The organism is Yersinia sp. LJYL362 (genome assembly GCF_048323875.1).
In genome coordinates, this window is record NZ_JBLWEX010000024.1 from 1 (window position 1) to 8,637 (window position 8,637).

Genomic DNA, 8,637 nt, shown 5'->3' on the forward strand with positions numbered 1-8,637 from the left:
AGGTTAATCACTTGGAAAATCGCTTTCATAATTAGGTTGTTCATCTGTCTAGTGTCGAACGAATACCTACAGAGTTATCACAGTTATTGGTTGCCTGACAATATTTATTTAAATTATTATTTTGTGATCGCGAATGCAAAACACAACAAATATATTATTTATCAATCAGTAAAACCCACATCGACACTTTGGTCTTTTTTCTGCGCGCTGCACCGCAATTTTTGATTTTGATACTTCCGTTGCAATGAAACCTCGCGTGCACTTTCGCAAATCAATACTTTTCTCCGGCATTGAAAAAAATCCTCGGGCACTCTATCGCGACCGCCCAACACCAGGCACGCATTACGGCGAAGGAAAGCACTATGTCATTGGCAACGATTTATACCCGCGCCACATTAGGTATTCAGGCCCCTTCAGTCACAGTTGAAGTTCATATCAGCAATGGGTTACCAGGATTAGTTTTGGTTGGATTACCGGAAACTACAGTAAAAGAGGCCCGAGACAGAGTCCGCAGCGCATTAATCAACAGCGGCTTCACCTTTCCAGCCAAACGGATCACCGTCAGCCTGGCTCCGGCAGATTTACCCAAAGAAGGGGGACGTTACGATCTCCCTATCGCTTTAGCGATATTGGCCGCGTCAGAACAGATTCCTGCGGATAAATTAGCGCACTATGAGTTCTTGGGTGAACTTGCCTTGTCAGGGGCGCTAAGGCGCGTTAGCGGCGCAATTCCGGCCGCACTCGCCAGCAGTCAGGCCCAGCGACAGTTAATCTTGCCATCAGAGAACAGTCTTGAGATTGGGTTAATTACACAAGGCAACAGCAGGGTTGCCGATCATTTGTTGGCAGTGTGCAGTTTTTTACAAGACGAAAATATACTCGCGCAAGGCCAACGCCTTGAAGTAGCTCAAGATTGGGACAACAGCCTCGACCTACAAGATATCATCGGCCAATCACAAGCCAAACGGGCGTTAGAGATAGCCGCCGCTGGTGGACATAACTTGCTGCTACTTGGGCCACCGGGTACGGGGAAAACCATGCTGGCAAATCGGTTAACCGGCTTACTACCACCATTGACCGATCAAGAAGCACTTGAGGCTGCGGCCATTAATGGCTTGTCACACAGTAATGAATTACCTGCCCAATGGCGCTGTCGGGCTTTTCGCGCACCACATCACAGTGCATCAATGGCCGCTCTCATTGGCGAAGGTTCCATTCCTCGCCCCGGTGAAATATCACTGGCACACAATGGCGTTCTTTTTCTGGACGAACTGCCAGAGTTTGAGCGTCGGGTACTGGATTCATTGCGTGAACCATTGGAATCGGGGGAAATTATCATTTCCCGAGCGGCCGCTAAAGTCTGTTTCCCTGCCAAAGTGCAGTTGATTGCCGCAATGAACCCTAGCCCCAGCGGCCATTATCAAGGCATCCATAACCGGGCACCACCACAGCAAGTGTTGCGCTATCTGGCAAAGTTGTCTGGCCCGTTTTTGGACCGATTCGACTTATCGATAGAAGTGCCATTACTCCCCGCAGGGATGCTGGGAACACAAAAACATCAGGGAGAAAATAGCAAAACTGTCAGGCAACGAGTGTTACAAGCCAGGAAAAAACAATTAGATAGGGCGGGGAAGACAAACAAGCAGCTTAATAGCCAAGAGATAGCTGAATATTGCTATTTAGTACCAGAGGATGCGGCTTTTCTCGAACAAGTTCTACTGAAACTAGGGCTATCAGTGCGTACCTGGCACCATATTTTGAAAGTGGCACGGACCATTGCAGATCTGGCACTGGAAGATAATATTCAAAAAAATCATCTTTCAGAAGCGCTGAGCTATCGTTGTATGGACCGGTTGCTTTCGCAGTTGCACAAAAGCCTAATGTAAAAAAGGGAACTAAAGTCCCCTTTTTACCACGATGCTTATACCCAATATCATTGAAGCCGCAAGCCAGTGATTCCAGCTCCCTGCGGCTCGAAGAACAGGGTACTAGTCGTCGCTATCGGTGTAATCTTCCACTGCGTCCATCTGTGGCTTGCCGCCAGACAGTGTATGGAAACGTTTAGGACGACGAGTTCGGGTCACATATTTGGACCAGACTTTTTCTTCGGCGCTGACCGGCTCACGCTCGCCGCGGCAAACAGCAACAAACAGCTGTTCTTCTTCCGTTACAGGCTCGCGTTTCCCGAGATCAAGTTCGTTAAAAGCATAACCGTGGCGCTCTAGTAATTGCGCCTCTTTAATGGTGAAATCGCCGTGACGCGAGAACCCGCGAGGATAATGTTTATTATCAAAAAAACGATTGGTCGTGATGAAGCTATCCGCCATCTGACACGCTCCTAATTCTCTCATGGTCGTGCTGTTTATGGCGCGGAGTATTAGATAGGCTTGACATCGTGTAAAACAAAACATTTAAATCTTAACGACAAAAAAAATTGGAGATGGGTGTGGATACCGAATTACTGAAAACCTTTTTGGAGGTCAGTAGAACTCGTCACTTTGGTCGCGCAGCTGAATCTTTGTACTTAACGCAGTCGGCGGTGAGTTTTCGTATCCGTCAGTTGGAAAATCAATTAGGTGCAAATTTATTCACTCGCCATCGCAATAATATTCGTCTGACCCCGGCAGGCGAGCGACTACTGCCTTATGCCGAAACACTGATGAGTACCTGGCAGTTGGCCAAAAAAGAGGTGGCACACTCGCTGCAACACACTGAATTATCTATTGGTGCAACCGCGTCACTTTGGGAGGCTTACCTCACCCCGTGGTTGCAACAACTCTATAAGCAACGGGAAGCATTACGCCTTGAAGCACGTATTGCACTGCGCCAATCATTGGTGAAACAGTTGCACGAACGGCAACTGGATTTATTGATAACGACCGAACCCCCTAAAATGGATGAGTTGGCCAGCCTACTGTTAGGGCATTTTTCATTGCGTTTGTTCTCCTCAGTTTCCTTTGAATTACCGGAAAAAACTGATGATGAAACTGAGCATAAAAATGCAAATGAAGCACCCTATATCAAACTTGAATGGGGGGCGGATTTTCATCAGCAAGAAAGCCGTTTACTCAATAGCGAGCAGATGCCGGTGCTGACCACGACGTCAGCCCATTTAACCCGGCAGCTGTTGGACACCACCGGTGGTTGTGCTTTCCTGCCAGAACATTGGCAAAAGGAATATCCCGAATTGGTCGTCAATGCTGATATACCGCCTATCGTGCGGCCACTGTATGCCGTTTGGTTGCAAAACAGTGACCAGCAAACATTAATTCGACAGTTATTAAAAACACCTATGAATAACGCAGCACAAAGCGCTATACGGGATTAAGCGGGGGCGACTGAGGGCGAGCACGACGATTCAAATAAAAAGCACTCATCGCCTTCTGAATTGCAATAAAGCTAAATAACAGAATTCCGATGACAATCTTGGTCCACCATGAACTGAGCGTACCATCAAAAGTGATGTAACTCTGTATCAGACCTTGAATCAGGACACCGAACAAAGTGCCGAAAACCGTACCAATGCCGCCGGTGAGCAGTGTGCCACCAATCACGACAGCAGCAATAGCATCCAACTCAACACCACTGGCCGCCAATGCATAACCTGCGGAGGTGTAGAGGGAGAACACAATCCCTGACAGAGCAGCCAGAGTGCTCGATAGCATGTATATTTTTATCGTCGTTTGTCTGACCGGAACCCCCATCAGAGCCGCTGAAACACTGTTACCCCCAATGGCGTAAACGTTATGACCAAAGCGGGTACGATGGGCCAGCAAAATACCAAACGCCACAACCAATAGCATAATCAAGGCAAGTAGTGTAAATCGTCCACCTCCGGGAACTTTCCAGGCATAATTTGCCAGCGTGCTATAAATCGGGTGATCAATGGGAATTGACTCCTCAGACACAATAAAGCTCATTCCTCGGACAAAAAACATCCCAGCGAGAGTGATGATAAATGCGGGGAGTTTCAGGGAATCAATAATCCAACCCATGAACGCGCCAAACATCGCCCCCATCACTAAAACAATGGCGAAAGCATACATTGGGTGAATGCCATAACTGCCGATTAGTTTTGCCAACAGCACGCCAGTAAATGCAATAACTGAACCGACAGATAAATCAATGCCGCCGGATAAAATAACAAAGGTCATGCCCACAGCAACAATGCCTAAAAAAGCATTATCAGTCAGTAAGTCACACCAAACTCGGGTGGAAGAAAAACTGGGAAATTGACTGAGACAAAAGGCATATCCCAGAATAAAAACGGCGATAGTAATCAGCAAAGGAATATTACGCTTTAACATTATTTTCGCCTCCGGAAGATATGGCTGAATGAGATCATCGGTGACTGCACCACCAATACGGCTAACACCACAATGGCTTTAAGAACTAGATTGAATTCCGGTTGGTAGCCAGAAAGTAAAATTCCAGTATTCATACCCTGAATAATCAAAGCGCCAATCACAGAAAGCAAAAGGTTAAAACGCCCGCCCATCAAGGATGCACCGCCAATAACCACCGCCAAAATAGCATCCAACTCCAACCATAAACCGGCATTATTAGCATCTGCACCACGGATATCGGCGGTCACGATAATGCCTGCAACTGCCGCACAGACACCACAAATGACATATACCGAAATCAGCACCAAACGGGTACTTACCCCTGCATTACGTGCTGAACGCAGGTTGATACCAACAGACTCAATAAACAACCCCAGCGCCGTTTTACGCGTCAATAGCCACACAATAATCAGCATACTAAATGCGATAACCACAGACATTGGCATATACATCAATGTGCTGCTGCCTAACTCTGCCAACCCACCGCTATCAAATGTGACAATCTGGCCTTCGGTGATTAATTGAGCTATACCTCTCCCTGCAACCATTAACATCAAGGTGGCAACAATCGGTTGAATCTGTAACACCGCCACTAAAAACCCATTCCATAATCCACACAACGCCCCGACGGCGAGTGCGGCAACCAACACAGTGAAGAAAGGGTGGCCAGCACTGGTAAGTGTCGCAGCGGTGGCACCGGCAATGGCCATCACCGCTCCAACTGATAAATCGATGCCTCCGGTTGCGATCACTAACGTCATTCCCAGTGCCAATAACGCAACGGGAGCACCCCGGTTTAAGATATCAATCACACTGCCGAACAGCCGTCCATCCTGGATATGAATTGAGAAAAAGTGTGGAGCTACCAAACTATCAATCAATAAAATGACTATCAGAGCACCAAACTGCGTGGCACCTTTCGGCAAGACCCATTTAACTTTGCGCGGCCTTTGCGGCATAGATAGGCTCCTGTTTCCCATGAGGTAACTCCTTATTGCACCGCGATCGCCTGCATGATGGCAGGAACAGAAATCTCATCGTGACCAAGTTGTGCAATATGGCGACGATCTCGCAAAACAATGACGCGATCGGCGTAACCTGCCAATTCCTCTAATTCGGAAGAGATAATTAATAGCGCCAGCCCCTCATCGCACAGCTTTTCAATTAAGCGAATAATCTCTGCATGCGCTCCCACATCAATGCCCCGGGTCGGTTCATCTAAAATCAGAAAGCGAGGTTTTGTGGCCAACCAGCGGGCTAATAATACTTTTTGCTGGTTTCCACCAGAGAGATATTGAATTTGCTGCTCAGGGCCTGGAGTGCGGATACCTAGTTGCTGGATAAAATCCTCTGCAATTTGGGTTTGTTCACGGATGGAAATTGGCCTCAACCACCCGCGCTGGGCCTGTAGGGCCAAAATAATGTTTTCTCGTACCGTCGCGGCCCCCACAATGCCGTCGGTTTTACGATCTTCCGGGCAATAACCAAAACCATATTTCGACGCTTTTCGTGGCGTTCTAATCTTAACCGGCTTGCCCTGAATTTTGGCTTCGCCAGTATCAGGTGTGGTGACACCGAAAATTAACTGTGCTGTTTCCGTGCGACCCGAGCCTAATAGCCCGGCCAGACCGACAATTTCCCCAGGAGAAACAGATAAATCGAAGTTCTCCACGACACCTCGCCGACTATAGTTTTTGAATTCAACTAATGGGTTACTTACCGCAATATTATGTTCACCACGTTTTAATAATTGTTCGTCAAAGCTATGGCCTAGCATCATCTGAACCAATTCAATGCGAGGAAGTTCTGTAGTGTTTTTTGTGCCGACAAGTTTGCCATTACGCAAAACAGTAATACGGTCACTAATCCGATAAACTTGATCGAGGAAGTGAGTCACAAAAACCATACCAATGCCTTGATCACGCAGTTGTCGCAAAATATCCAATAACATACTGACTTCTTTAGCATCCAAACTTGCCGTCGGCTCATCCAGAATCAATACCTTAGCGGATAGATCAACTGCCCGAGCAATCGCGACAATCTGTTGTATTGCAATAGAGAAATCAGCCAAAGGCCGCTGAACATCCAGCTCCAGACCATAGCCTTTCAGTAATTTTGTTGCTCGTTGATTCATCGCACGATGATCAATTAATCCCCAACGCAATGGTTCACGGCCAATAAATAGATTTGCTGCAATAGAGATATTGGGGAGTAAATTGACCTCTTGATAAACTGTACCAATACCCATTTTTTGGGCATCTGCTGTATCAATAGGACAAATGGCTACACCATCTAAATAGACTTCGCCGGCGGCCCGTTTATAGACCCCGGTTAATGCTTTAATTAACGTCGATTTTCCTGCGCCATTCTCGCCCAGCAAAGCCACAACTTCACCGCGCTGCAAAGAGAAATCAACAGAATCCAATGCCTTAACACCAGGAAATTCAACTGACAAGCCACGGACTTCTAGCAGTGTTTCCATCAGATGTACCCATGTTCAAAAACGACTCAGATATTGCCCAAATACAGGTGACGAAAGCAGGCGGGACAAATCCCGCCTTTTAAATCAATAACCCAGGCTCTTCTTGGATTCATATTCCTGTTTAGCCGTATCGGGCTGTAATAAACGTGATTCGGTCTGTATAAACTTAGGCGGTTGAGTGCCATCTTTCTTCAATGCGATTAGTGCATCGAAAGCTGGGCCGGCCATATTCGGTGTTAATTCAACGGTGGCATTCGCTTCACCACTGCTCATTGCTTTGAAGATATCTGGAACACCATCGATAGAAACAATTTTGATTTCGGAGCCAGGCTTCAAGCCCGCTTCTTTAATAGCTTGAATGGCACCAATTGCCATATCATCGTTATGTGCATAAACAGCGCAGATATTTTTGCCGTTTTGCTCTGCTTTGATAAAGCTTTCCATAACCTCTTTGCCTTTACTGCGTGTGAAATCCCCTGATTGAGATCGAATTATTTTCACGTTCGGTGCAGAAGCAATTCCATCAGCAAAACCTTTTTTGCGGTTAATGGCCACACTGGAACCGACAGTGCCTTGGAGTTCAACCACATTACAGGGTTTGCCTGCCACATCTTTCAACAACCATTCACCTGCAACCTTACCTTCATATACGCTGTCCGAAGCCACTGCCGCTGTATATAAAGAGGGGTCATTCACCTCAATCATACGATCAAGCAGGAATACGGGGATTTTGGCTTCTTTTGCTTCCTGTAACACTGGCGTCCAACCGGTTGCCACCACAGGAGCAATAAAAATGGCATCAACACCCTGAGCAATAAATGATCTGACTGCTTTGATTTGGTTTTCTTGTTTTTGCTGAGCATCCGCGATTTTTAATGTTATTCCGCGTTTCTCCGCTTCTTGTTTAGAAACCTTAGTCTCCGCAGAGCGCCAACCGGACTCGGAACCTATTTGAGAAAACCCCACGACTAGCGGAGCTGCCTGGACTGCACTACACATTGCTGCTGTCACAGCAGCTGCTAACAGTAAACGCCTGTACATATTTATCTCCTCACTTGCCATCGTCGAGCCGCTGACTCATTACTATTCTAAAGAACAGTTAATATGATCATTCAGAACATTGGTTGCGCTGAATTTCGGCCAATTTGCAGATAATGTTGTTCTCAAAATACATGATGTTTTTTAAGGTGAGCTTCCTGATAGATAAAATGTTAATTAGTTTTAGTACATTTTGTGAAAGTAATAATGAGCAGCGTCACACCATAGAATAACAATCATTTTGTACATAAATTCAGCTGAATAGGCATAGATTGGGAACGTTACCTTTCTATAGGGCAGCAGGATTTTAATGAAAAATATGACTAATAAGAGTGGTTAGTGAAGTAATGGCGATTTGTGAGTTGGCAGGATAAATGGAGATTTCTGAAGTGCGATTCAAATAGATGTTAGCTAAATCGTGGAATAATACGCAAAAAGAGTCAGATAATATGTATGAAAATCGAACTAAACGGTTATTTCGACATAAAAAAACCCCTCGCTTTCGCGAAGGGTTATTTATATGGCAGGGGCGGAGAGACTCGAACTCGCGACACCCGGTTTTGGAGACCGGTGCTCTACCAACTGAGCTACGCCCCTAAATAACGCTTAACATTATGCCTGCTAAAATAAGCAGGCATAATTTAAATAAGTGGCGGAACGGACGGGGCTCGAACCCGCGACCCCCTGCGTGACAGGCAGGTATTCTAACCAACTGAACTACCGCTCCACCGATTCTTTTACGTGTATCTTCCTGATACCCATCCTTTACAG

General features: G+C 46.3%; 7 protein-coding genes and 2 tRNA genes. 2 read left to right on the forward strand and 7 right to left on the reverse strand.

The window, feature by feature from the left end; all coding sequences use genetic code 11:
* Positions 1–362: 362 nt before the first annotated feature.
* Complete coding sequence (locus ACNSO8_RS00950) at positions 363–1,886, forward strand: YifB family Mg chelatase-like AAA ATPase (protein WP_418393558.1); 1,524 nt, start codon at positions 363–365, stop codon at positions 1,884–1,886.
* 102 nt (positions 1,887–1,988) lie between these two features.
* Here the strand turns inward: ACNSO8_RS00950 and ACNSO8_RS00955 are convergent, their stop codons facing one another.
* On the reverse strand, positions 1,989–2,327 hold the full coding sequence (locus ACNSO8_RS00955) for a DUF413 domain-containing protein (RefSeq protein ID WP_005162718.1): 339 nt from the start codon (positions 2,325–2,327) through the stop codon (positions 1,989–1,991).
* Between the two features lie 119 nt (positions 2,328–2,446).
* On the opposite strand from ACNSO8_RS00955, the gene hdfR reads away from it, so the two are divergent.
* Positions 2,447–3,328 (forward strand): HTH-type transcriptional regulator HdfR, encoded by an 882-nt coding sequence (gene hdfR, locus ACNSO8_RS00960; protein ID WP_019084369.1) that lies wholly within the window; start codon positions 2,447–2,449, stop codon positions 3,326–3,328.
* Here hdfR and yjfF read toward each other — a convergent pair.
* The 6 genes from yjfF to ACNSO8_RS00990 form a co-directional block, all read right to left on the reverse strand.
* Positions 3,315–4,307, reverse strand: coding sequence for a galactofuranose ABC transporter, permease protein YjfF (gene yjfF, locus ACNSO8_RS00965; RefSeq protein ID WP_172654050.1), 993 nt, complete (start codon positions 4,305–4,307; stop codon positions 3,315–3,317). The genes hdfR and yjfF overlap by 14 nt on opposite strands.
* Entirely contained in the window at positions 4,307–5,326 is a 1,020-nt protein-coding gene (gene ytfT, locus ACNSO8_RS00970) for a galactofuranose ABC transporter, ATP-binding protein YtfT (protein WP_411929180.1), read from the reverse strand. The genes yjfF and ytfT overlap by 1 nt, the downstream gene beginning before the upstream one ends.
* Before the next feature lie 11 nt (positions 5,327–5,337).
* The gene (ytfR, locus tag ACNSO8_RS00975) at positions 5,338–6,828 is read right to left on the reverse strand and encodes a galactofuranose ABC transporter, ATP-binding protein YtfR (protein WP_418393559.1); all 1,491 of its coding nucleotides are present in this window, start codon (positions 6,826–6,828) and stop codon (positions 5,338–5,340) included.
* An 84-nt stretch (positions 6,829–6,912) separates the two neighbouring features.
* A complete protein-coding gene (gene ytfQ, locus ACNSO8_RS00980; protein WP_005162730.1) occupies positions 6,913–7,869 on the reverse strand; it encodes a galactofuranose ABC transporter, galactofuranose-binding protein YtfQ in 957 nt (318 codons plus the stop codon).
* A 518-nt stretch (positions 7,870–8,387) separates the two neighbouring features.
* Positions 8,388–8,463 (reverse strand) — tRNA-Trp (locus ACNSO8_RS00985).
* A gap of 53 nt (positions 8,464–8,516) precedes the next feature.
* Positions 8,517–8,593 (reverse strand) — tRNA-Asp (locus tag ACNSO8_RS00990).
* Positions 8,594–8,637: the final 44 nt, after the last annotated feature.